Source organism: Tundrisphaera macrotermitis (genome assembly GCF_051175315.1).
GTDB lineage: Bacteria > Planctomycetota > Planctomycetia > Isosphaerales > Isosphaeraceae > Tundrisphaera.
This window is the reverse complement of record NZ_CP195100.1, coordinates 4357663-4381441: the sequence shown is the minus strand read 5'-3', so window position 1 is coordinate 4381441 and position 23779 is coordinate 4357663. Positions and strand designations below refer to the sequence as shown.

Annotated in this window: 22 protein-coding genes; 7 read left to right on the top strand and 15 right to left on the bottom strand. The window is 68.2% G+C overall.

Going from position 1 to position 23779, the window contains the following annotated elements:
• Positions 1–24 precede the first annotated feature (24 nt).
• Positions 25–1059, top strand: a complete 1035-nt coding sequence (locus TA3x_RS17670; RefSeq protein WP_435015976.1) for an aldo/keto reductase — start codon at positions 25–27, stop codon at positions 1057–1059.
• Positions 1060–1080: 21 nt separating this feature from the next.
• Here TA3x_RS17670 and TA3x_RS17665 read toward each other — a convergent pair whose 3' ends face one another.
• From TA3x_RS17665 to TA3x_RS17640, 6 genes are all read right to left on the bottom strand, one after another.
• Positions 1081–1731 (bottom strand): response regulator, encoded by a 651-nt coding sequence (locus TA3x_RS17665; protein WP_435015975.1) that lies wholly within the window; start codon positions 1729–1731, stop codon positions 1081–1083.
• Positions 1732–2061: 330 nt separating this feature from the next.
• A complete protein-coding gene (locus tag TA3x_RS17660; protein ID WP_435015974.1) occupies positions 2062–3225 on the bottom strand; it encodes an ABC transporter permease in 1164 nt (387 codons plus the stop codon).
• Positions 3226–3229: 4 nt separating this feature from the next.
• On the bottom strand, positions 3230–4396 hold the full coding sequence (locus TA3x_RS17655) for an ABC transporter permease (RefSeq protein ID WP_435015973.1): 1167 nt from the start codon (positions 4394–4396) through the stop codon (positions 3230–3232).
• Positions 4393–5106, bottom strand: coding sequence for an ABC transporter ATP-binding protein (locus tag TA3x_RS17650; RefSeq protein ID WP_435015972.1), 714 nt, complete (start codon positions 5104–5106; stop codon positions 4393–4395). The genes TA3x_RS17655 and TA3x_RS17650 overlap by 4 nt, the downstream gene beginning before the upstream one ends.
• Before the next feature lie 57 nt (positions 5107–5163).
• Positions 5164–6477 (bottom strand): efflux RND transporter periplasmic adaptor subunit, encoded by a 1314-nt coding sequence (locus TA3x_RS17645; RefSeq protein WP_435015971.1) that lies wholly within the window; start codon positions 6475–6477, stop codon positions 5164–5166.
• Between the two features lie 170 nt (positions 6478–6647).
• Positions 6648–7550, bottom strand: coding sequence for an alpha/beta hydrolase (locus TA3x_RS17640; protein WP_435015970.1), 903 nt, complete (start codon positions 7548–7550; stop codon positions 6648–6650).
• A 310-nt stretch (positions 7551–7860) separates the two neighbouring features.
• Here TA3x_RS17640 and TA3x_RS17635 point away from each other — a divergent pair, with 310 nt between their 5' ends.
• The 5 genes from TA3x_RS17635 to TA3x_RS17615 all read left to right on the top strand — a co-directional run bounded on the left by TA3x_RS17635 (position 7861) and on the right by TA3x_RS17615 (position 12908).
• Positions 7861–8748, top strand: coding sequence for a serine/threonine protein kinase (locus TA3x_RS17635; protein WP_435015969.1), 888 nt, complete (start codon positions 7861–7863; stop codon positions 8746–8748).
• A 58-nt stretch (positions 8749–8806) separates the two neighbouring features.
• Positions 8807–9826 carry an acetyl-CoA carboxylase carboxyltransferase subunit alpha gene (locus TA3x_RS17630; RefSeq protein WP_435015968.1) on the top strand — a complete coding sequence of 340 codons (1020 nt, stop codon included), beginning with the start codon at positions 8807–8809 and terminating at the stop codon, positions 9824–9826.
• A 197-nt stretch (positions 9827–10023) separates the two neighbouring features.
• A complete protein-coding gene (locus tag TA3x_RS17625; RefSeq protein WP_435022387.1) occupies positions 10024–10875 on the top strand; it encodes an MlaE family ABC transporter permease in 852 nt (283 codons plus the stop codon).
• Positions 10872–11714: an ABC transporter ATP-binding protein gene (locus TA3x_RS17620; RefSeq protein ID WP_435015967.1), complete on the top strand. Its 843-nt coding sequence runs from the start codon at positions 10872–10874 to the stop codon at positions 11712–11714. Before TA3x_RS17625 ends, TA3x_RS17620 begins: the two co-directional genes overlap by 4 nt.
• Positions 11715–11798: 84 nt before the next feature.
• Positions 11799–12908, top strand: coding sequence for an MlaD family protein (locus TA3x_RS17615; RefSeq protein ID WP_435015966.1), 1110 nt, complete (start codon positions 11799–11801; stop codon positions 12906–12908).
• A gap of 574 nt (positions 12909–13482) precedes the next feature.
• On the opposite strand, the gene TA3x_RS17610 is transcribed toward TA3x_RS17615, so the two are convergent.
• On the bottom strand, positions 13483–14451 hold the full coding sequence (locus tag TA3x_RS17610) for an acyl-CoA desaturase (protein ID WP_435015965.1): 969 nt from the start codon (positions 14449–14451) through the stop codon (positions 13483–13485).
• A gap of 365 nt (positions 14452–14816) precedes the next feature.
• On the opposite strand from TA3x_RS17610, the gene TA3x_RS17605 reads away from it, so the two are divergent.
• A complete protein-coding gene (locus TA3x_RS17605; RefSeq protein ID WP_435015964.1) occupies positions 14817–15752 on the top strand; it encodes an MDR/zinc-dependent alcohol dehydrogenase-like family protein in 936 nt (311 codons plus the stop codon).
• An 11-nt stretch (positions 15753–15763) separates the two neighbouring features.
• On the opposite strand, the gene TA3x_RS17600 is transcribed toward TA3x_RS17605, so the two are convergent.
• The 8 genes from TA3x_RS17600 to TA3x_RS17565 all read right to left on the bottom strand — a co-directional run bounded on the left by TA3x_RS17600 (position 15764) and on the right by TA3x_RS17565 (position 23719).
• Entirely contained in the window at positions 15764–16024 is a 261-nt protein-coding gene (locus TA3x_RS17600) for a hypothetical protein (RefSeq protein ID WP_435015963.1), read from the bottom strand.
• Between the two features lie 45 nt (positions 16025–16069).
• Positions 16070–16327, bottom strand: a complete 258-nt coding sequence (locus TA3x_RS17595) for a hypothetical protein (protein ID WP_435015962.1) — start codon at positions 16325–16327, stop codon at positions 16070–16072.
• Positions 16324–18240, bottom strand: a complete 1917-nt coding sequence (locus TA3x_RS17590) for a DNA gyrase/topoisomerase IV subunit B (protein ID WP_435015961.1) — start codon at positions 18238–18240, stop codon at positions 16324–16326. The genes TA3x_RS17595 and TA3x_RS17590 overlap by 4 nt, the downstream gene beginning before the upstream one ends.
• 100 nt (positions 18241–18340) lie before the next feature.
• Complete coding sequence (locus TA3x_RS17585; RefSeq protein WP_435015960.1) at positions 18341–18931, bottom strand: hypothetical protein; 591 nt, start codon at positions 18929–18931, stop codon at positions 18341–18343.
• Positions 18928–19386, bottom strand: coding sequence for a hypothetical protein (locus TA3x_RS17580; RefSeq protein ID WP_435015959.1), 459 nt, complete (start codon positions 19384–19386; stop codon positions 18928–18930). The genes TA3x_RS17585 and TA3x_RS17580 overlap by 4 nt, the downstream gene beginning before the upstream one ends.
• A gap of 31 nt (positions 19387–19417) precedes the next feature.
• Positions 19418–21868, bottom strand: coding sequence for a DNA gyrase/topoisomerase IV subunit A (locus TA3x_RS17575; protein ID WP_435015958.1), 2451 nt, complete (start codon positions 21866–21868; stop codon positions 19418–19420).
• Positions 21869–22087: 219 nt separating this feature from the next.
• On the bottom strand, positions 22088–22852 hold the full coding sequence (locus TA3x_RS17570) for a DUF3592 domain-containing protein (protein WP_435015957.1): 765 nt from the start codon (positions 22850–22852) through the stop codon (positions 22088–22090).
• Between the two features lie 30 nt (positions 22853–22882).
• Positions 22883–23719: a sugar phosphate isomerase/epimerase family protein gene (locus TA3x_RS17565; RefSeq protein ID WP_435015956.1), complete on the bottom strand. Its 837-nt coding sequence runs from the start codon at positions 23717–23719 to the stop codon at positions 22883–22885.
• Between the last annotated feature and the right edge of the window lie 60 nt (positions 23720–23779).

Here is a 23779-nt window from a genome sequence, read left to right as displayed (position 1 = left end):
CCGATCCTTATGGAGTGCATCGCCGTGGATTATCGCCAGCTCGGGGCCTCGGGGTTCAAGGTGCCGGTGCTCAGCCTGGGCACCGGGACGTTCGGGGGAGGCGGGGAGTTGTTCAAGGCGTGGGGGGCGACCGACGTCGCCGAGGCCACGCGGCTGGTCGACATCTGCCTGGACGCCGGCCTCACGATGTTCGACTCGGCCGACGTCTATTCGCAGGGGGCCGCCGAGGAAATTTTGGGCCAGGCCATCAAGGGCCGGCGCGACCGGGTGATCGTCTCCACCAAGGGGACGTTCCGCAACGGCACCGGCCCCAACGATGTCGGCTCGTCGCGGGCCCACCTGACCGCCGCGGTCGAGGCCAGCCTCCGGCGGCTGGGCACGGACTACATCGACCTTTATCAGCTCCACGCGTTCGACGCGGCGACGCCCGTGGAGGAGGCGCTGGCCACGCTCGACGACCTGGTCCGGGCCGGCAAGATCCGCTACATCGGCTGCTCCAACTTCTCGGGCTGGCACCTGATGAAGTCGCTGGCCGTCTCGGAGAAGTACGGCCTGGCCCGCTACGTCGCCCATCAGGCGTACTATTCGCTGATCGGCCGCGACTACGAGTGGGAGCTGATGCCGCTGGCGCTCGACCAGAAGGTCGGGGCGGTCGTGTGGAGCCCCCTGGGCTGGGGCCGGCTGACGGGCAAGATCCGCCGCGGCCAGCCGCTGCCCGAGACCAGCCGGCTCCACGGCAAGCTCTCCAACGAGAAGGGGCCGCAGGTCGCCGACGAGCATCTCTATCGGGTCGTCGACGCCCTGGATGAGGTCGCCGGGGAGGTGGGCAAGACGGTGCCGCAGGTCGCGCTCAACTGGGTGCTCCGCCGGCCCAGCGTGGCCAACGTGATCGTCGGGGCCCGCAACGAGGAGCAGCTCAGGCAGAATCTCGGCGCGGTCGGCTGGGAATTGACCGCCGATCAGGTTGCCCGGCTCGACGCCGCCAGCGCCACCACGCCCGCCTATCCCTACTGGCACCAGCGGGTCAGCTTCTCCGAGCGGAACCCCGCGCCGGTCTGACCGTCGGCCCCCGGGGGCGGCTCACGACTCGTGGAGCCACCCCCGGTCCATCGCGTACCGGACCAGGTCGGCGCGGCTGCGGAGGCCGAGCTTCGCGAGGGTGCGGGCCTTGTAGACCTCGACCGTCTTGATGCTCAGCTGCAGCGCGTCGGCGATCTCGCGATTGATGTGGCCCCGGGACAGAAGCCGCGCGATCTCGGCCTCGCGCTCGGTGAGCACCACGGGGTCGGGATGGCCGACATTCTCCCGGCCGGCCCCGTCACTTTGGAGCTGGTCGGCCAACCGGGGGTCGATGTAGCGTTCGCCGGAGGCCACCGACCGGATGGCCCGGACCAGCTCGTCGGTTGCGGCTCGCTTCAGGACGTAGCCGGAGGCGCCGGCCTCGAGCATCTGCCTGATGTATCCCAGGACTTCATGCACGGTCAGGGCCAGGACCCGGGTCTCCGGGCAGTCGCGGCGGATCAGGCGGGTGGCCGCCGCCCCGCCCATCTCTGGCATCGAGATGTCCATCACGACCACGTCGGGCCCGAGGTCCATCGACAACTTCCAGGCTTCATGGCCATCGCCGGCCTCGCCGATGACATCGATATCCGGCTGGGCTTCGATCAGGGCCCGGAGCCCCTCGCGCACCACGATATGATCGTCGGCGAGCAGGACGCGGAGGTTCGACATGGTCGGATCGGTCCCGGCGTTCGTTGATCGACATTCGACGATCGGTTCCTCGCAATCCGCGTGCCGCCTCGCCGGTGGGGTCATCCCCGGAGGGCCGCCCGGCCTGCCGAGGCGATCGTCGATCCACGACCGTGCTCCGATCGCGGGGAGATCGGGGCGCGGGCCGCGTCTGGACCCGTCGGAGCACAGGATCGTCGCCCTGCCCGATGGAACCGGTTCCGATGGCCTTCGGCCGGGGTGGGCTCGACGGCACGCCGATCGGGGATTCTTCGCCGCGGCAGGTCCGCCGCGGCGAGGTCGGCCTCCCGGATCGGGGGTGGGGCCGGGAGCCTAGAGTTCCCGGAGGGCCGAGATCACGTCCATACGGACGGCCCGCACGGCCGGGAACAGGCCGCCCAGCAAGCCCATGGCCAGGGTCATCAGCAGGGCGACGCCGACCACCAGCGGACCGATCCGGAACCGGACGCTCACCTCGGCGAATGTGTCGAAGTTATTCGTCCCGAACGTCAAGGCGGACAGCGGAAGGGTGGCCAGCAGCCCGACGATCCCGCCCAGGGTGCAGAGCAGGACCGATTCGCCCAAAAACGAGGCCAGGATCGCCCGTCGCGAGAAGCCCAGGGCCCGCATGGTGCCGATCTCGCGGGTCCGGGACGCGACGGCGGCGTACATCACGTTGGCGGCCGAGAACATCGCACCGATGCCCAGGAAGAGGGCGATGATCACCCCGGCCACCTTGTAGAACGTGGCCGTCGCCGACTGCTTGGCGTAGAAATCGGCCTCGGATACGGCCGCCAGCTTGAACTGGGGGTCGTCCTGGAGAGTCTTGCGGAGCTGGTCGCGGTCGGCGGCGGTCGCCCCCCGGAGCTGGGCCGAGGAGACGCTCCCCTCGCGGCGGATGTTCTGCCCCAGGTCCGTCCGATCGACCCAGACCTCGCTCTCCGCGGCGCTGCCGCCGGCCGTGAACAGGCCGACCACGCGGTAGGACTCGCGCTCGCCCACCTTGAGCGTCCCGCCCAGCCCGGCCCCCTTGAACCGGCGGGACAGGCTCCGGCTGACGATGCACTCCCCCTTGCCCGGCTCGAAGTCGCGTCCCTGGACGATCGTGAAATCGGGCCGGAGCTTGCGCGAGGCGGGTTCGACGCCCCGGATGATCAGGTTGGTGCGGCCCCCATCGACCCGCTCCGCGATCGGGATGTTGACGAGTTCCGAGGCCGCCAGGGGCTTGCCGGAATCATCGCGGGCGATCCCGGGGAGGTTGGGGATCTTGTCGGCCTTGTCGGAGTCGAATCCGCTGGAGGTCTCCGAGTCCGCCCCCTTGCGGAGCACGATCAGGTCGAGCGGGTCGCCCGACACGTTGAGGCTGTGCTGGAGCCCCTCCACCAGGCTGAACAGGGCGCACGACGACCAGACGATCATCGCCGTGCCCAGCACGGTCAGGCTCGTGTTGACCCAGCGGGCGCGGAGGTTGCGGACGTTGTACTTGATCGGGACCATGGGGTCAGACCACCTTTCTCAGGCCATTGACCACCGAGAGCTGGGCCGCCCGGATGGCGGGCACCAGGCCGCTGGCCAGCCCGATGAACAGCGAGGCGCCCATGCCGATCAGCGCCGTCGACCACGGGACGTAGAAGAACGGCAGGAACCCGCCCGAATATTCGGACAGGTCCACGACGTCGCAGAGCAGCTTGCAGCCGATCGCCCCGAACAGCCCGCCCAGCGCGGCGATCGACACCGCCTCGGCCAGGATCAGGCCGATCACCAAAGGCTTCTGGAAGCCGATCGCCTTGAGCACGGCGACCTCGGTGGTCCGCTCGCGGAGGGCCATGGCCATCGCGTTGCCGGCCACGCAGAGCAGGGAGATCCCCACCGCCAGGCCGATGGCGATGATGATCCATTTGAAGTCGCCGGCCATCTCGTTGAACATGTTGGCGAATGCTTCTTCGCTCTGCGACTTGGTGGGGTTGTTGCTGCTGAGCGTCGAGGCGTCGATCCGGCGGCAGACCGCCGCCATCTGCCCGGCGTCCTTGCAGCGGGCGAACAGCATCCCGGCGTTGCCCGACATCCCGGCGTTGCCGTTGTTGCGCAGCCCTTCGTCGAGGTACTCCCAGTGGAAGTAGCAGGTCCGGAGGTCGCGATTGCTCGGCCCGTCGTAGATCCCCCGGATGGTCGTGTTCAGGTTGATCGGGTAGACGCCGTCCTTGAGCGGGAGCGGGTCCCCGACCTTGAGATTGCGGCTCTCCGCCAGCTTCCGGCCGATGATCGACCCGGCCTTGTCCACCTTCCAGGCGGCGAGCTGATCGGCGGGGATCGTGAACTCGTCGAAGGCTTCGAAGAAGGTCGCGGGGTCGACGCCGAACATGGCGAACGGCATCGGCTCCTCGTTGTACTTGCCGCCGTACCACGAGAACGGGGTGGTCGCCACCACCTCGGGCATCGCGTCGACCTCGCGCCGCAGGGCGATCGGCACGGGGGAGGTGAACCCCTGAGAACTCAGCACGGCGATCCGGTTGAACCCCCGGGCCGACTGGGCCGACTCCGCCCCCATGGTCGAGAACGAGATCAGGATCATCGACAGGAACAGGCTGATCGTGAGCGAGCCCACGGTCAGGAAGGTGCGGATCGGGTTGCGGCGGACGTTGCGGAGGACCATGCCCAGGAACTTCATGAGGCCGCCCCCATCCTCGGCTGGGCCACGTCGCCGACCAGCTGGCCCTTGTCCAGGTGGAGCAGCCGGGTTGCGCTCCGGGCGGCCTGGGGGTCGTGCGTGACCATGACGATGGTCTTGCCGAACTCGCGGTTGAGCAGCGAGAGCAGCTGCAAGATCTCGTCGGCGCTGGTGCGGTCCAGGTCGCCGGTCGGCTCGTCGGCGACGATCAGGTAGGGGTCGGTGACGATGGCCCGCGCGATCGAGACCCTCTGCTCCTGCCCGCCGGAGAGTTGGCGGGGGTAGTGGTCCTCGCGGCCTTCGAGCCCGACGATCCGCAGGGCCGTCATCACGTTCTCGCGGCGTCGGCGGCGGGACAGGTTGGTGAGCAGCAGGGGCAGCTCGACGTTCTCGAACGCCGACATGACCGGGATCAGGTTGTACATCTGGAAGACGAACCCGACGTTGTCGGCCCGCCACCGGGTGAGCTGGGATTCGCCGAGGTCGGCCAGCTCATGGCCGTGGACGACCACCGAGCCCGAGGTCGGCCGGTCGAGCCCGGCGATCAGGTTCAGGAGGGTGGTCTTGCCCGAGCCCGACGGGCCCATCAGCGCCAGGAATTCCCCCTCCTCGACGTCGAGGTCCAGGTCGACCAGCACCGGGATGCGGAACGCATCGCGGCGATATTCCTTGTTCACGCCCTTCAGGGCGATCGAGTGGACCTCGGCCATTCCGTAGCTCCCGGAGTGTCTAGGGGGTCGCGGCGTGCCCGAGGGCCGGCGCCGCGGTCAGTCGGCGAGCTTCACCGTCTCGCCTTCGCGGAGGGTCTTGCCCGGGGCCAGCACGACCATGTCGCCGGCCTTCAGCCCGGTCTCGACGCGGGCCAGGTCGTCGTTGGTCACGGCCACCTCGACCCGGGTCTTGTGGAGCGTATTCTTGCCGTCCACGGACCAGACGTGGGAGTGGCCGTCCTCGTCGAACAGGGCCGCCTTGTTGACGAACAGGTGGCTCTTGCCCACGTCGGGCCCCTGGTGGGACTTGTCCGGCAGGAAGTGGACGGTGGCGACCAACTCGGGGAACAGCCGATCGTCGACGTCGAGGATCTCCACCTTGACCTTGACGGTGCCCCGGGCGCGGTCGCTGATCGGGATGATCTGGCGGAGCCGGCCGCGATAATGCTTGTTCGGCACGGCCGCCACGGAGATCTCGGCCGGCTGGCCGATGGCGATCCGCGACAGGAGGTTCTCGGCGACGTCGGTCTCCACGTCCATCACGTCCAGGTTGGCGATGGTCAGCACCGCCGACCGGCCGATCGAGACGCCCGAGCCCATCCCGCCGCCGGTGATCATCTCGCCGATCTCGGCCGGCTTCTCGACCACCGTGCCGTCGAACGGGGCGCGGATGGTCATGTTGATCAGCGCCTCCTCGGCCTCGCGGACCTGGGAGAGCTGGAGCTTGTAGGACGCCTCCAGCGATGCCAGGTGGGCCTCGCCCATCCCGACCGACGTGGTGGCCTGCTGCATCTCCTCGACCGACACCGACATGTTGCGCTCCTGGAGCCGCCGGGCCCGCTCGGCCTTGAGCTTGCGCAGCTCTAGGTCGGACCGGGCCTCTTCCACATCGGCCTTGGCCCGCAGGGCCATCGCCTTCTTGGATTCCAGCGAGGCGTCGAGGTCGTTGTGCTCCAGGATCGCCAGGGTCTGGCCGCGCTTGACCTTGGTCCCCTCCTCGGCGAACAGCTCCTGGAGCCGGCCGGGGATCCGGGCGCCGACCTGGGCCTGGTTGCGCGACTTGAGGTAGCCCTTGGCGCTGAGCAGCTTCTCGGCCTCGCCCGAGGTCATCGCCTGGACCATCGCGACGCTGACCTCGGGCTTGGAGCGGATCGACTGGTACTGGCGATAGGCGATCGTCCCGCCCGCGGCGAGCATCCCCAGGGGGACCACCCACAACATGAGCGAGAGCAGCGTCATCCCGATCCCGCCGCCCCTGGGCCGCCTCGCTTTCCGGGCCGGCCGCTCGCGCGGTAGCCTGGGCCCGAAATCGCCGCCGCCCCGGCGGTCGATCTTCAGCGATGCCAGCTCGTCCTTCAGGGAATTCGCCATCTTCGGCCCGCCTCCCGCGCGAGGAATCTCGATCCGCACCATCCTGGTGATGCCAAGCGATGCCGATCTCACCGATAGGCGCGGCGCCGATTATACTCGGCCGGGACCAGATGTCCAGGTCGACACGCCGGCGCATCTTGCGCGACCCGGATCCTCGAACCCTCCCTGTCTCAACGGGTTGACTCGATCGACGCGCCCGGCGCGGGCGGTTCGAGCCAGCCGAGCGACGCGAGGAATCGATCGGCCGACTCCAGCGTCCGGGACTTCCAGGGCTCCCTGTTGAAGAAGCCGTGCCCCTGCCCCTCGGCGTAGACGGTCTCGCATCTCACCCCAGCCTTCTTCATGGCGGCCTCGAAGCGTTCGACGACCCGAACCGGGATGAGGTGGTCCCTGGTCCCGAGGAAGACGATGGCGGGCGGGTCGTCGCCGGAGACGTTGTGGGCGGGCGAGAATTCCCGGACGCGGTCGCCGACCCGCTCCGTCCCCCAGCCGCCGTCCGGGCCGTTGTCGAAGACGGGGTTCCACAGGAGCAAGGCGTTCGCCCGGGGCGAGATGGCCAGGTCGTCGCCCGGGTCGTCCGACCCCTCGACCATGCCCACGAAGGCCGCCAGGTGGCCCCCCGCCGACCCCCCGCCGGCCGCGATCCGGTCCGGGTCGATGCCCAGTTCCCCGGCATGGCCGCGCACCCAGCGCATCGCCGACTTGGCGTCCTGGACGCAGGCCAGGGGCGGCTCCTTGCCGGCCCGGCCCAGGAGCCGGTACTCGACCTGGATGCACACCATCCCCCGGCCCGCGAGGTGGCGCGATTGCTCGTCGAACTGCGAGGGCTTGCCGCCGACCCAGCCGCCCCCGTGGAAGAAGACGATCGCCGGCCGGCGGTCCGTCGGCTTCCACCCGTCGGGCTTGGTGATGGCGAGCTTCAACGCCTTTCCGTCGCGGGTCTTGTAGACCTGGGACTCGGCCCCGAGGGACGCGGGCGTGATGCCCCCCCACAGGCCCAGGACGAACATCCCCAGCGCGATCGCGGGCCCAAGGCCCGGCCGCCGCAATCGGTCTTCTCGCATCGCCATCATGAATCGGGTCCCTCTCCGACCGGAACGCTCGCGACACACCAATGAGGAGATGCTACCCCCGCCGGGCCCGGATCGCCACGCGCGGCCCGTCACGACGGGGCGGCCGCGCCGTAAGGAGAGGATTCGGGACCGGACGGGCGGCGGAGGGGCTCTAAGTTGCCCCGCCCGGCCGAGATCTGGTAGGGTGGGGGGGCCCGCCGGGGGCATGGACCGGGATGGCTTGGCCCGGGGAGGGCCGCGACCGTCCGCCTCCGTGCCGCGACCCCGGCGACCGGACCCAGGATTTGGACTCGCAACCGGGAGTGCGACCTTGGCGACGCATGCGACCAGCGACGATCGGATCGGCGAGTACAAGTTCGTCCGCACGATCTATCCGGGCGCCACGTCGATCGTGATGGAGGTCCTCCACGAGCCGACCGGGCGCCGCTACGCGGTCAAGCAGCTGCTCGCCTCGCGCGGGGTGGACGCGGCCGAACGCAGGGCGTTCGCGTTCGAGGCCAAGCTCGGGATGGAACTCCAGCACCCGAACCTGATCCGGGTCCACCAGTACGTCAAGGACCCCGAGCAGCCGTACTTCGTGATGGATTACTTCCCCGGCTTCCAGCTCCGCCTGGCGATGCACAAGCCGAAGGATTTCCCGATCGTCAAGACGAGCCTGCACCGGATCATCACCCAGGCGGCCCGCGGCCTGGCCTACATGCACGACAAGGGGTGGATCCACCGGGACGTGAAGCCCGAGAATCTGATGGCCAACAAGTCGGGCGAGGTCCGGGTCATCGACTATACCCTGAGCCGGCGGCCGATCTCGGGGATCGGCAAGATCCTCGGGATGAAGGTCCCGCGCCAGGGGACCAAGAGCTACATGTCGCCCGAGCAGATTCGTTGCGAGTCCCCCGCCCCCACCGCCGATATTTACAGCTTCGGGATTACTTGCTACGAGTTCGCCTGCGGCCGGCAGCCGTTCCGGGCGAACTCCGAGAACGAGCTGCTCAACAAGCACATCCGCGAGACCCCCAACCCCCCGACGTCCTACAACAAGGATGTGACCAAGGAATTCTCCGACCTGGTCCTGGAGATGATCCGCAAGAAGCCGGCGGACCGCCCCCAGAGCCTCCACGAGTTCCTCGCCCGATTCGCGAAGATCCGCATCTTCCAGACGGATCCGGTCCCCGATCCCGCCAGTCGCGACGGATTCTAGCCCCCCGCCCCGCCTCGATCGACCCAGCGAAACGAACCCAAGGATCCGGTGGCCTGTCATGTCCAGCCCGAATGAGTATCGCCTCCCGTTCGAGGCCCCGATCTACGAGTTGGAGGCCCGCCTGGCCGAGATCGAGGCGCTGTATGCGGGGCAGAAGGAGCGGGATGGCGCGGACAACGCCGCCCTGTCGGCCGACTCGATCCGTCGGATGCGCCGCGAGCTGGCCAACCTGAAGCGCTCCACCTTCGCCAACCTCGACCCCTGGCAGACCGTCCGGGTGTCGCGGCACCAGAACCGGCCGCAGACCCGGGATTACCTGGAACTGGTCTTCGACCGCTTCGTCGAGCTGCACGGCGACCGGGCCATCGGCGACGACCAGGCGATCGTGACCGGGTTCGCCCACCTGGGCGACGACAAGGTCATGTTCATCGGCCACCAGAAGGGGCGGACCCTGGCCGAGCGGACCGCCTGCAACTTCGGCTGCGCCCACCCGGAAGGCTACCGCAAGGCGCTCCTCAAGATGAAGATGGCGGCCAAGTTCCGCCTGCCCATCGTCTGCTTCATCGATACCCCCGGCGCCTACCCGGGGATCGCCGCCGAGGAGCGTGGGCAGGCCCTCCTGATCGCCGAGAGCCTGATGGCCATGAGCCGGATCGACACGCCGATCATCTGCGTGGTGATCGGCGAGGGAGGCTCCGGCGGGGCCCTGGGCATCGGCCTGGGCGACCGGGTCGCCATGCTCGAACACTCCTACTACTCGGTCATCAGCCCCGAGGGGTGCGCCACCATCTTGTGGAAGGGGGCCGAGCACGCCCCCCGCGCCGCCGAGGCCCTGAAGTTCACCGGCCGCGACCTGCTCCGGTTCGGGATCATCGACGACGTGATCCCCGAGCCGCTGGGCGGGGCCCACCGCGACCACCGAGGCGCCGCGTCGGCCCTCAAGAGCTACCTGATCCGGTCGTTCCGCGAGCTGGCCGAGTTGCCCCGCGACGGGCTGCTCGACCGCCGGTACGAGAAATTCCGCCGGATCGGCATGTTCGATGAGGGGCCGCCCGTCGGGGTCGACGCGGCCTCCTGATCGGCCCGTCGGGCCGCCCGGGCCGATCGGTCCATGCGGCCTTGCCTTTTTTCCACGATTCGCCAGAATACCGTCGATCCCCAGGGAGGGGGCTGGCCCCCAGGTTGACGGTCGGTGAGGGCCCACCGAAGGGCCGAGGATGCGACGGCCCGAGGGCCAGGGAAGGAGCTTGCCGGATGGCCACCGCTTCTCCGCCGATGCCCGCGACGTCGCCATCGGCGTCCGAGGACACGGCCATCATCACCCCGGTGCACCGCCTGGGCGAGCAGGTCTTCCACGCGGTCGTCGAGATCGGGGCGCTGGCCCAGTTCTCCGGCCAGACCATCGGCTGGATGTTCCGCCGCCGCCCCCGGTGGTCGGTCCTGGTCCCCAGCTTCTACGCGATCGGCGTCCAGAGCGTCCCGGTGGTCGCCATCACCGGCACGTTCATCGGCATGGTGCTGGCCGTCCAGGCGCACAGCCAGTTCGCCATGATGGGGCTGGAAAGCCGCCTCGGCTCGGTCATCAACATCTCGCTGGTCAAGGAGCTGGGGCCGGTGCTCGCGGCCACCATGCTGGCCGGGCGGGTCGGGTCGTCGATGTCCGCCGAGCTGGGCACGATGCGGGTCACCGAGCAGATCGACGCCCTGTCGGCGCTCGGCACCAACCCGATCAACTACCTGGCCGTCCCCCGGTTCCTGGCCTGCGTCCTGCTGATCCCCCTGCTCACGCTGATGGCCGACTTCATGGGCGTGATCGGCGGCGCGGTGGTCAGCACCCAGCTGATGGGCGTCGACTCGTTCGCCTACTGGCAGCATTCCCGCGAGTACGTCGGCAGCCTGGACCTGCTGGCCGGCGTGTTCAAGAGCTTCTTCTTCGGGGCGGCCATCGCGCTGGTCAGCTGCCACCGGGGGTTCCACTCCAGCGCCGGGGCCGAGGGGGTGGGCAAGGCCGCCACCGAGGCGTTCGTCTACTCGTTCATCGCGATCCTGTTCCTCGACTTCGTGATCGGGATCTTCTGGAACGCCACGTACTACTTCATCTGGCCGAACACCTCGGGGCTGCTATGAGCACCAGGAGGGCCGCGCCCGAGACATCCTCCACGCCCGGCGACGGCCCGATCGTCGACCTGCAAGGCATCACCATGCGGTTCCGCCAGCAGACGGTCCTGCGCGACATCGACCTGAAGGTCGATCGCGGCCAGACCCTCTGCATCATCGGCGAGAGCGGGTGCGGCAAGACCGTCATGCTCAAGCTGATGATCGGGCTGCTCCGGCCGACGCGCGGCGTGGTCAAGTTCGACGGCCGCGACCTGTCGAAGATGAGCGAGGCGGAGCTGGTCGCCGTCCGGCTCCGGTTCGGCTTCCTGTTCCAGATGGCCGCCCTGTTCGACAGCCTGACCATCTTCGACAACGTCGCCTTCGGCCCACGCGAGCACGACATGTTCGATCGCGAGGAACTGATCCGCGTCGTCCACGACCGGCTCCAGGAGGTCGGCCTGCCGCCCGGCCTGGAATCGAAGAAGCCCGCCGAACTCTCGGGCGGCCAGCGGAAGCGGGTCGGCCTGGCCCGGGCCCTGGCGTTGAACCCCGAGGTCATGCTCTACGACGAGCCGACCACCGGGCTCGACCCGATCATGACCGACGTGATCAACGAACTGATCCTCCAGACCAAGCACACCAAGAAGGCCACCGGCGTGGTCGTCACCCACGAGATGAAGACCGTCCTGAAGGTCGCCGATCGCGTGGTGATGCTCTACCCCCTGGCCCGCCTCCGGCCCGACGAAAGCCAGATCCTCTACGACGGCCCCCCCGAGGGGCTGGAAGACCACGAGGACGTGCGGATCCGCCAGTTCGTGCGCGGCGAGGCCGGAGAACGCCTCCGCGAACTGAGCCAGGGCCGGGAATGATCCCGCCCCCCGACCGGCCCATCCCCCAAGATCACCACGCGGGCCCGCCACCGGCCGCCCGCCCTTCTCGCGACGAGGTCGGCCATGAATGAGCGGGTCATGCAGTTCCGGATCGGCATGTTCGTGATCGTGGCCGGGCTGGTCCTGACGATGTTGATCGTGTGGTTCGGCGAGTCGCCGTCGCTGTTCCGCGACCACGGGTTCGTCAAGGTCCGCTACACCGAGGCCCCGGGGCTCAGCGAGGGGATCTCGGTCCGCAAGAGCGGCATCCGGATCGGCGAGGTGATCTCGGTCGACTTCGACGACCGCCCCGGCATGACCGAGGGCGTGATGGTGGTCCTCTCGATCGAGCGCAAGTACAAGCTCAAGAAGAGCTCGATCGCCAAGATCAACCGATCGCTGATCGGCGACGTGTCGATCGACATGCTCCCGGGCACCAGTTCCGACCTGCTGGCGATCGGCGACACCGCCGCCTCGGCCCCCGAGATCGCCGGCGACATCGCCGCCGACCCGTCCAAGGCCCTGGCCGCCGCGACCCTCGCCTTCGAACGCGCCGGGAACACCCTGACGGCCATCGAGACGGCGGCCAACGGCTTCGCCACGGTCGCCAAGAAGGCCGACGGGCTCGACGAGTTCCTGGCCACCATCGGCGAGACCGGCAAGAACATCTCGGTCGCCGCCAAGGGGATCAACTCGGTCATCGCCGCCAATGAGGCGGACCTCCGCCCGGCGATCAGCAACATCCGCCAGGCCAGCGAGAAGCTCAACGGGGCCTTCGACGCCAACACGGCCGCCAACATCCGCTCGGCCGCCGACCGCCTGGCCTCGGTCTCCGCCAAGCTCGACGCCGGGCTCAACGAGCTGAAGCCGGTTTTCACCGACCTGGGCACCCCGGCCGGCAAGGGGACGCCCGTCACCAATTTGGGCCAGGCCCTGTTCTGGCTCAACCGGATCACGGCCAACTTCAGCCTGCTGACCAACAACCTGTCCGACGGCAAGGGGCACCTCAACCCCAACGGCTCGCTCCAGAGGCTGGTCACCAACCCCGAGCTGTTCGACAACCTGAGCCGGATGGCCGCCTCGGCCAACGACGCGCTCGCCGCCGCCCGGCCCGCCATCGCCTCGTTCCGCATCTTCGCCGACAAGTTGGCCCGCGACCCCGCCGCCATCAGCCGGGGCGCCCTCCAGCGTTGAGGCGGGCGCCTGCTGATGCGTCGGGTCGAGTCGACGGGCGGGATCACTCGGCAGGACGGCTGGGAGGCATGCGGCCCGCAGGATTCGAACCTGCAACCAAGGGATTCGAGGCATCCCCGCGTTTCCGCGAGGCTCGGACTATCTCACCCTCCCGGAGGGAGGCCGGGCGCTCGTCGGCGGGGGTTATTGTTGGGACTCACCCCGCTAGTCTCTGAACCTTCCTGGCCACCGGAGCCCGGCCAGGCTTGGCTGCGGATTGCCGTGCCGGCGATCATCCCGAAGGGCGATCGACCCGGTTTAGGGTCCCCGCAATTCACCCGGATCGCGTCCGGAGGTTGCCCCCCGGCGCCACCATTTCGTTGATGAGTCCCCTGCTCTGCCGTTGAGCTAGGGCCGCTTGGATTCGTCGGTCGGGACCATCATCGACGCTCCGCCCCGCCCTTTCAAGGGAGATCCGGCGACATTCTCGAATCCGATCCCCGCGGCGAACATCTCGCCCTTCGAAACGGCCGGGGCCGCGTCGGAGATGACCTCGCGACGCGGCCCCGGTTCGTTCAGGCGATCGATCCCCGCGTCAGCTCGCGGCGCCGACCAGTTCCGGCTCGCCGTCGGCCGACCGGGCGGTGGACATGGTGTTCTGGCCCTTCTTGGCCCGGGCGATCGGGGCGGCGTGGGTCAGCTTGGGCAGCTTGACCGAGGTGGCCAGGCCGAGCATCTTCATCACGCGGATGGTCATCCAGGTCGTGTCGACCTCCCACCAACGCATGCCGTGGCGGGCCGAGGTCTGGAAGGCGTGGTGGTTGTTGTGCCAGCCTTCGCCGTAGGTCACCAGGGCGACCCACCACAGGTTGGTCGAGGAGTCGCGGGTCTCATGGCTCCGGTAGCCCCAGATGTGGGTGGCCGAGTTCACCAGCCAGGTGGCGTGGAGCACCAGCACCGACCGGACGAAGAAGCCCCAGACCAGGTACGGCATCCCGCCGATCGCGTAGAGGGCGATGGCCCCCAGGATCGGGAACACGATGAAGTACTTGTCGATGAACCGGTGCACCGGGTCGCGCATCAGGTCCGGCGCCCAGCGCTGGAAGTATTCGGGGGTGTGGACCGAGGTGATGTCCGGCGTCATCCACCAGAACATGTGGGCCCAGCCGAAGCCGCGGTTCGGGCTGTGGACGTCGTCATCCTGGTCGGAGTGGGCATGGTGGCGGCGGTGGTCGGCGACCCAGCCGATCGGCCCGCCTTCCGAGGCGTTGGCGGCCACGATCGTCAGGAAATATTCGAGCCACTTGGGCCGGGTCTGGAAGCTGCGGTGGGTCAGCAGCCGGTGATACGTCAGGGTGATCCCCAGCCCGCCGGTGACCCAGTGCAGGACCACGCACAGCAGGACGGCCGGCCAGCTGAACCAGGCCGGGTTGAAGGCCAGCAGGGCCCCCAGGTGCAGGAATCCGATCCAGGCCAGGGGGACCCAGGCGATGCTGTTATGCTGGTGATCGTCGTGCGCGACGGTGGCCGCGTTGGTGGATGGCTCGGCGGTCGTTGTCGTCATGCTCTACCTTGGTACTCGGTGGACCCATCGATGCCTCGACGCGGCGAAACCCGCCGCCCGCGTTCGCCCATCCGTCAGGTAGGCGGCCCTCCGCGCCGGACCTGCGCGGGGTCGAGGTCCTATGATTGGACGGCCGGGGTGATCCGAATCTCTCCGTCTCTCGGAACGAGGCGAGATTTCGGGGAGATGGATCGGGGGTGGGCGGGATCTTCGGTCGTCCGACGTGCCAAAGTCTAGACAAACAAGCTTCATTTGACCAGGCGGCCACCCCCTCAATTTTGTAGAATTTCCATCGCCCCGGCCCCGCCCGGGGCGGCCGTCCCCCCCCTCCCGGGGCGGCCCAGGACGCGTGGAGCGAGGATCATATGCGAGGGGTCTATTGCGATGGCGCGTCGGTCGAACTCCGCAACGGCCTGGCGGAGCCGACCCCGGCGCCCGGCGAAGTCCTCCTCCGGGTCCGGGCCGTCGGGATCTGCGACACCGACATCGAGCTGGCCAAGGGCTACATGGGCTTCCGGGGGATCCTGGGCCACGAATTCGTCGGGGCGGACGCGTCCGGCCGCCGGTTCACGGCCGAGATCAACAACGCCTGCGAGGCCTGCCCGACCTGCCGAGCCGGGATGCCGCACCATTGCCCGAACCGGACCGTCCTGGGCATCCTGAACCACGACGGGGCGATGGCCGACGTGGTGGCGGTCCCGGAGCGGAACCTCCACCCGATCCCCGACGCGATCGAGGACCGCGAGGCGGTCTTCATCGAGCCCCTGGCCGCCGCATTCCGGGTGGCCGAGCAGGTTGCGCTGAACGCCGGGGTCCGGGTCGCGGTGGTCGGCGACGGCAAGCTCGGGATGCTCTGCGCCTGGGTGGCCCGCCTCTGCGGGGCCGGCGTGACCCTGGTGGGCAAGCATCCCGAAAAACTCGCCCTGGCCGGGCCGGGCATCGAGCCCCTGCCCCTGGCCGATGCCGGGTCGCGGGCCCGCTCCTTCGACGTCGTGATCGACGCCACCGGATCGACCTCCGGGCTGGAGACCGCGCTGGGGCTGGTCCATCCCTGCGGGACGGTCGTCCTCAAGACCACGGTCGCCGGGCCGCACTCGACCAGCCTCGCCCCGATCGTGATCGACGAGGTCCGGGTGATCGGATCGCGGTGCGGCCCGTTCCCGCCCGCCATCGCCGCCCTCAGGGACCGGACGATCGACGTCCGCCCACTGATCGCCGCCACGTTCCCGCTCGACCAGGCCGAGGATGCCTTCCGGGCCGCGTCCGCGAAGGGGGCGAGGAAGATCCTGATGACGACCTGAAGCTCAGATCGTCACGAGGGGGCCGTTCCTCGGAGGTGGGCACACAGGAGGACGAAGAGCCAGAAGAGGACTACGCTCACGACGCTGAGCGCCATGATCAGGACGATCCAGGAGATCGACGAGAAGAAGGTGAAGACGCCGGAGGCCCGGCTGGGATCGCGACGCGCGGCCAACCGGTCGAACCAGGCCCCGAGGATTCCCGCGACCAGGGCAACGGCGATGGCGATGGCGGTCGTCCAGGGGAGGCCGGCCAGGAACAGACCCAATCCCATTGCGTCCGACTCCGCCAACCCCGGTTCATCACATCGGCCTGACGCTCAGGACGGGACCGGCACGAGGTCGCCCGACCAGAACACGAGGAAATAGACCAGGGTCGCGACGTCGGCGACGCCGTAGAGCACGAGCACACCGCCCAGGACGCTCCGCGCCGATCGCGACCCGCCGGGCTCCGGCCCCCGGTCGGCGCGGATCAGGCGGGCGCCGATCCACGCCGCGACCAGCGCGGCCGGCAGCGTGATCCCGGCGAAGACCACGACCAAGGCCGGGGGGATCGGCAGGCCCAGGAGCCAGATCAAATGTCGATGTCCTTCGCGGTGTAGGCCTCGGCCATGATGAACTTGAACCGGGCCTCGGGCTCCTTGCCCATCAGGTCCGACACGGTGCTCTCGGTGTACGGGCGGTCGTCGTCGGGGACTACCACGCGAAGGAGGCGCCGCCGGGCGGGGTCGAGCGTGGTCTCATAGAGGAGCTTGGCCGGCATCTCGCCCAACCCCTTGAAGCGGGTGATGTTGGGCTTGGCGTTCTTGGGCAGCCGGGCCAGGATCCGGTCGCGTCCGGCGTCGTCGGCGGCCCACTGGGTCTCCTGCCCGTGGGTCACCTTGTAGAGCGGCGGGCAGGCGAGGTAGACCCGGCCTTCCTCCAGAAGCGCCGGCATGTGGCGGTAGAAGAAGGTGAGCAGCAGGGTGGCGATGTGGTGGCCGTCGCTGTCGGCGTCGGTCAGGAGGATCACCTTGCCGTAGCGGAGCCGCGAGGCGTCGTACTGGTCGTCCATCCCGGCGCCGAGGGCCGAGACGATGTCGGTCAATTCTTTGTTGTCGACCACCTTGGCCTTACCCGCCTGCTCGGCGTTCAGCACCTTCCCCTTGAGGGGCAGGATCGCCTGGATGTCGCGGTCGCGCCCCTGCTTGGCCGACCCGCCGGCGCTGTCGCCTTCGACGATGAACAGCTCGGAGTGCTCAGGGTTGGAGCTGTCGCAGTCGTGGAGCTTGCCCGGGAGGTTGAGCCGGTTGTTGGTCGGCGTCTTGCGGCGGACCTGCGACGCCGCGGCGCGGCTGGCCTCGCGGGCCCGGGCCGCCTGGATGACCCGGGCCGCGATCGCGTCGGCCACGCTCCGGTTCTTGAGCAGGAAGTCCTCCAGCTTGGGCCGGACCATCGACTCGACCATCGACCGGACCTCGGGGTTGTTCAGCCGCCCCTTGGTCTGCCCCTGGAACTGGGGCTCGTGGACGCAGACCGACAGGACCGCGATCAGCCCCTCGCGGACATCCTCCCCCTTGACCTCCAACCCCTTCTTGATGAAGTCGTTGTCCTTCATGAACTTGAGGACCGAAGACCGCACCGCCTCACGCAGGCCCTGCTCGTGGGTGCCGCCGTCGCGGGTGGGGATCGTGTTGACGAATGAGCGGACATCCTCGTCGGTCGCCTCGGTCCAGCAGAGGGCAACGTGGCACCGGAGATCGTTGTCCTCGCGCTCCAGGACGAAAGGCAGCCCGGCGACCCGCACGTCCTGCCGGTTGGCGTTGACCGCGTCGAGGAAGTCGGCGACGCCGCCGTCGTGGCGGAACTCGACCCGGGTGTCGTTGCGGCGATCGACGAACTCGATCACCAGACCCTTGTTCAGGTAGGTCTTGACGTCGAGCCGCTCGGCGATCGTCTTCTCGTCGTAGGAGGCGTCGAGGAAGATCTCGGGGTCGGGCGTGTAGACGACCGTGGTCCCCGTCCCACGCGCCGGCTCGCCGCGGGTGACCGGGCCGTCGGGCTTGCCCCGGTGGAACGACTGGCGATACGAGTAGCCGTCGCGGCGGACCGTGGCGACCAGCTGGCTGCTCAGGGCGTTCACCACGCTGGCGCCCACGCCGTGCAGCCCGCCGGCGACCTTGTAGGCGTCGTTGTCGAACTTGCCGCCCGCGTGGAGGACCGTGAAGATCACCTCCAGGGCGCTCTTGCCGGTCTTGGGGTGGATGTCGACCGGGATGCCTCGGCCGTTGTCGGCCACCGAGATCGTCTTGCCGTCGGCCTCCAGGGTCACGACGATCCGGGTCGCGTGCCCGTTCATCACCTCGTCGACCGCGTTGTCGACCACCTCCCAGAGCAGGTGGTGCAGCCCCGCCTTGTCCACCCCGCCGATGTACATGCCCGGCCGGCGCCGGACGGCCTCCAGGCCCTCCAGCACGGTGATCGATTCGGCGTTATACGTTCCGGTGGCCATCGAAAAATCCTTCCCTGCGGGGATCTCGGTCAACGATTGGAACAGGGCGAGTTGGCAATGCGATCCGAGATGAGCAGAGTTGTTGACAATACAGATGATGTCACGAAGGTTTCGCAACAGAAGTGCGATTCCGTGCCAAATGCCGGGCATGAGCCGCTTTGGCATCTGCCATCAATAGCTCTTCGAAGCTCGTATATGCCTCCCGGAATGCCTCCTCGATTGTCGTGGTCCGGGCCTCCACCCTCGGCTCGATCGGGGTCGTCACGTGATATCCACCCTCCTCCAACCGATCGAGGATCAGGGTCAGATTGCCGTCACTCACCGTATATCTGGGCGAGTCGGGAGTGATGGCCGCATTACGATCTTTCTGACCGAGGATCCAACCAGGTTCGAGTCCGGCCAAACTTGCCCCTTCCAAAGTCAACGAGCCAGTCATGCCCGGGCCGAGTTCGGGGAGATATTGTTCGTAGGCATGAATTTGAATCACCTTCCAATGAATTGGTCGGATTTCAACAAGCTCCGGTGCGAGTGCGGCTTCCTCAGGAAGTTTGCGAGGTCGGTAACGGAAGGCGGAATCCAGAGTGTCCCCGACGCGGATCGGATAATCGCCGCACCGGCCGACGAAGGTAATGCGGCCGGATTCGCCGGTTACAATCCCGCTAATGATGAACTCATGGTAAAGTCTTCTCATGGATTTTCCCCGATGGCTGCTCTGTTGAATTCCCGTCGCTGGAAAGCCGACAGCTCGTTGCCACTCTCGGAATATCTCTTGATCTCGTCAAAAAGAACTCCCAACCCATTGATCAAATAAGGGACTCGATCAAAACCCAATTCGACAAGGATCGAGCGAGCCTCTTGAGCTGGAAGCGAGTATTCTACGAGACTCGTAAAATTTAAGGGGGTGATCTTGAGGTTGACCGCCTTCTCCGAGGGGTCAAAGAAGTTTGATTTGCCAATGATCACCGCGACGGTCTGCCGCTTAACCATCTGGAGGATTGCCTGACCACGGGACGAACACTCCAGGGCGAAACAGGTTGCTATATAGGGATCTGTCGAAGTGCAAGTCATCGGAAGTGTCTGGTTCGCGTCGGTACCGGGCCATCCATCGGTCGTGCCCCGGTAGAGGAAATCCTGCTCGAATTCCATGATTGTACTTTTCGGGTCTTCCGAGCGTTCGTTATACGTCGCCCACCTGCTCGATCGGCGGGATCGGCGTGGCGTCGTCGTGGATCACGGAGTCGAGCGACCCGCGCTGGAGGATGCCGTTGCCCCGGCCGCCCCGGCTGGTGACGGGGTACTTGGTGGCGCGGATGATCTGGGTGGCGCCGCGGTTGGTGCGGACGGTCAGGCCCTCGCGCTTCTTGTTGGCCAGGGCGAAGCCGATCACGGCATCGTTGGGGGCCAGCTTGATGGCGCTCACGCCCCGGGCGGCGCCGGCGACGACGTTGGCCTCGGCGACCGAGAAGATCAGGACGCGGGCGTCGCGGGTGGCCAGGCAGACGGACTCGGTGTTGTCGGTCGCCTCGACCCCGATCACGCGGTCGTCGGCGATCGCCGGGTCGAGCCGGACCACCGCCCGGCCCTTCTTGGTCGACACCCCGGACAGGCTCGCCAGGGCGAACCGGAGCACCTTGCCGCCCGAGGTCAGGGCGATCGCGTAGGGGGGCAGAGGCAGGCCCGAGGTCGGGCCGTCGCCGTTGAGCGTCGCCAGCTCGCCGCCGAGCAGCCCCTGCACCGGCTCGGCCGGGGGCGGGACCGGGCCGTGGCTGGCCGGCAGGCAGCGGGGGTCGTGGCAGATCACCCCGATGACGTGCTCCTGGTCGCTGAAGGCGAAGTGCTTCTGGATCGGCTCGCCGTGCCCGGTCGTGGACGGGATGTCGTTGGCCCGGATCGTGTAGGCGACCCCGCGATCGGTGAAGAACGTGACCGTCTGGCGAGACCGGGCCCGGTAGATCCAGCCGACCCGGTCCTCCTCGCGGACCCGGATGCTCGACACGTCGACGAACGACTTCTGCCGCTTGATCCAGCCCTGGCGGGTGACGATCACCCAGCTGTCCTCGTCGACGATGTAGTCTTCCTCGCGGAACTCCGCCACGGCGACCGGCGGGCCGTCGATCCGGGTCCGGCGGGCGTCCTTGTAGGCGCTGGCGATCTGCCGCAGCTCCGCCCGGACGATCTGCCACCGGGCCGGGTCGTCGAGCAACAGGCGCTCGATCTCGGCCGCACGATTGCGCTTGGCCTCCAACTCGTCGAGGATGTCCTGGATCTCGATCTTGCCGAGGCGGTAGAGCTTGGTCTCCAGGATCGCGTCGGCCTGGAGGTCGGTCAGCGCGAACCGGTCCATGAGCTTGGGGGCGGCGTCGGGCTTGCCGTTGCTGTCGCGGATGATCCGGATCGCCTCGTCCAGGTTGTTGAAGATGATCGCGAAGCCTTCGAGGATGTGGATCCGCCGGAGGAGGTTCGCCAGCTCGTGCCGCAGCCGCCGGGTGACGATGTCGAGCCGGAAGTCGAGGAAGTGGAGCAGCATCGCCTTGAGGTCGAGCCGCGCCGGCACCGCCACCTCGGCCCCGGCGGCCGGCAGGAGGCAGGTCATGTTGACGTTGAAGTTGGTCTGCAGCGGCGTGTTCTTGAACAGGTAGGCCATCGCCGCGTCGACGTTGGCCCCGGGGCGGAGTTCCAGCGAGATCCGCACGTCGTCGGTGCTCAGGTCCTTGACGTTGACCAGCTGCGGCACCTGCCCCTTGCCGATCAGCTCGCCGATCCGCGCCACCAGGGCATCCTTCTCGATGCCGAAGGGGATCGAGCTGATGTTGAGGAAGTTGGGCTTGTCCGGGTCGGGCTCATACGTCCCCCGGAGCTTGACCGAGCCCTGCCCCGTGGCGTAGATCTGCAGCAACTCGGCCTGCGAGTTGAGGACCACCCCGCCGGTCGGGAAGTCGGGCCCCTGGATGAACTGCGTGAGCTTCTCCAGCGGCAGTTCGCGGTCGTCCAGCAGGGCGTCGAGCGCCTTGCAGATCTCCCGGAGGTTGTGCGGCGGGATGTTGGTCGCCATCCCGACGGCGATGCCCGTCACCCCGTTGATCAGGAGGTTGGGCACCTGCGCCGGGAGGACTTCCGGCTCCTCGGTGGTCGATGCGTAGTTGGGCCGGTGCTCGACGGTCTGCTCGCGCAGCTCGGTCAAAAGCTCCTGGGCGATCGGCGTGAGCCGGCACTCGGTGTACCGCATCGCGGCGGGCGGGTCGCCGTCGATCGAGCCGAAGTTGCCGTACCCCTCGACCAGCGGGTAGCGGAGCCGGAACGGCTGGGCCATGCGGACGAGGGCGTCGTAGATCGACTGGTCGCCGTGCGGGTGGTAGCTCTTCATCACCTCGCCGACCACCGCCGCGCTCTTCATGAACCGGCCGTCGGCGGTGATGTGGAGGTCGGACCACATCGCGTACAGGATGCGACGCTGCACCGGCTTGAGGCCGTCGCGCACGTCGGGCAACGCCCGAGAAGTGATCACGCTCAGCGCATAGTTGAGGTAGCGGCCCCGCGTGGCCTCGGCCAAGGGAACATCCTCGACCACCATCTTGGGGCGTTCGACCTCATGCCCGACGCCGTTGGCGTTCCGTCGTATCCTGGCCATCGCTGCCCCCAACCGTGCCGGCAGGGCCTTCCGCCCCGCCTCGTGTCCTGCCAGATTATCAGCGCGACCGCCGCGGTTGCAATGGTCATACTGTACAAAATTATCGCATTGCGGCCGGTCGGCCGAAAGCCAGGCGTGCCGCAACCTTAGTCGCGGCCGCGTCCCGGGGGCCGACAAAACGAAGCCAAACCCCCCGGTTTAACGGATCCGTCCCCCGCCTCATCCCGACGCGGGCAAGGTCGAGAGGTCGACCAGATACCGGGACGGGTCGTTGGGGTCGATGAAGGCCCCGATCGTCTCGCCCACGAATTCGGCCGGGTCGTAGCCCAACGGCCGGCTCTCGAAGACGTGGACCCGATCCTGGCCGGCGTCGTGCCACTGGGCGATGATCCGGTAGGTGTCGTCCGGCTCCGACCGGACCTCGCGGACCTTCGCCTCGACCCGGGTGCCGAACTGGGCCAGGCCATCGAGTTCCTCGCGGTCCCGGGCCCGGCCGATCTCGGAGGCCCGCTCCCGCACGCGGAAGGCGAGCAGGCCCAGGCCGATGGCGGAGAAAACGAACCCGAGCGGGCCGAGGATCGCGGCCACGCCCCAGAGGTCGAAGAACGACCGGATCGATGCGGATTCCGGCCGGGCGGGGTCATAGAGGATCTCGACCCGATCCCCGGCCGCATACGCGGGCGGGTCGCTGCTGGTGGCCGGGGTGAACTCGACGGCCCGGCCGGCCGGGGTCCGGAACCGGACCAGGGGGCGATAGCTGACGCGGTCGGGTTGCTCCTGGCGGATCAGTCGCACGACCTCCCCTTCCGCCGTCGCGGCCTTCGCCACGAAGCGTTGCGAGGAACGGTAGGACCAGAAGCCCCCGGCCAGGAGGCCGAGGCCCACGACCGCGAAGATCCCGCCCACCACCGTCAGGATCGATCCGCCCTGGGCCGGGCGATCGGTCAGGCTCCATCCGGTCGTCCTTCGGAACGGCCGTCTCATCGGGAACACTCCTTGTTCCGTTCGGGTCGATCAGCGGGAATGGAGGGCGTGGTCGAGTTCGCGGCGGAGGGTGGCGATGCTTTGCGCCGCCGTCTCCTCGGCCCCCGGGGTGTAGTCGAAGACCTCGACCGACACCCAGCGGTCATAGCCCGAGTCGACCAGGGCCTTGAGGATCGGCCCGAAATCGACGTCGCCCATGCCGGGCCCCTGGAGGTTGGTGTCCTGGGCGTGGAAGTGGCCCGACTTCGCGGCGTGGATGCCGATCAGTTCCGGCACGGTCCGGCCCGCCTCGGCGCTCTGGGCTTTCACGTCCATGTGGAGCTTGAGGTTGGGGTGGCAGACGCGGGCGATCAGGGCTTCCGCCTGGTCGCAGGTGTTCAGGTAGTTGGTCTCGGACGGGGCCAAAGGCTCCAGGCAGAGGTCGACCCCGAACGACCCGATGGCCGGCATGATCGCGGAGAACACCTCGGCGGCGTAGTCGTCGGCCTCCTCGACCGAGACGCCGGGCAGGAGGTCGCGCTGCTTCGGGGAGCCCAGCACCATCAGGGTGCCGCCGAGGTCGCGGGTCGCCTCGGCCAGCGCGACCAGATAATCGCCGGTCCGGCGGCGGATCGCCTCGTTGGGCGTGGTCAGGTAGAAGCCCTCGGTCTTGGCCAGGAGCCAGTGGAGGCCGATGGTCTCCAGCCCCGAGTCGGCGACGATCGACCGCAACTCGCGGCGACGTTCCGGCGAGACGTCGGTGATCCGGGGGGCCAGGGTGAACGGGGCGATCTCCAGCCCGTCATAGCCCAGGGCCTTGACGGTCTGGCAGACCCGGGCGAAGTCCCAGCCCTCAAAAAGCTCGTTGCAGATCCCGAACCGGATCATGGCTCTGTCGTCCTGTTTGCGTCCGATGGAGTGGCCGATCGGCCTCGGTTCGGCCATGAT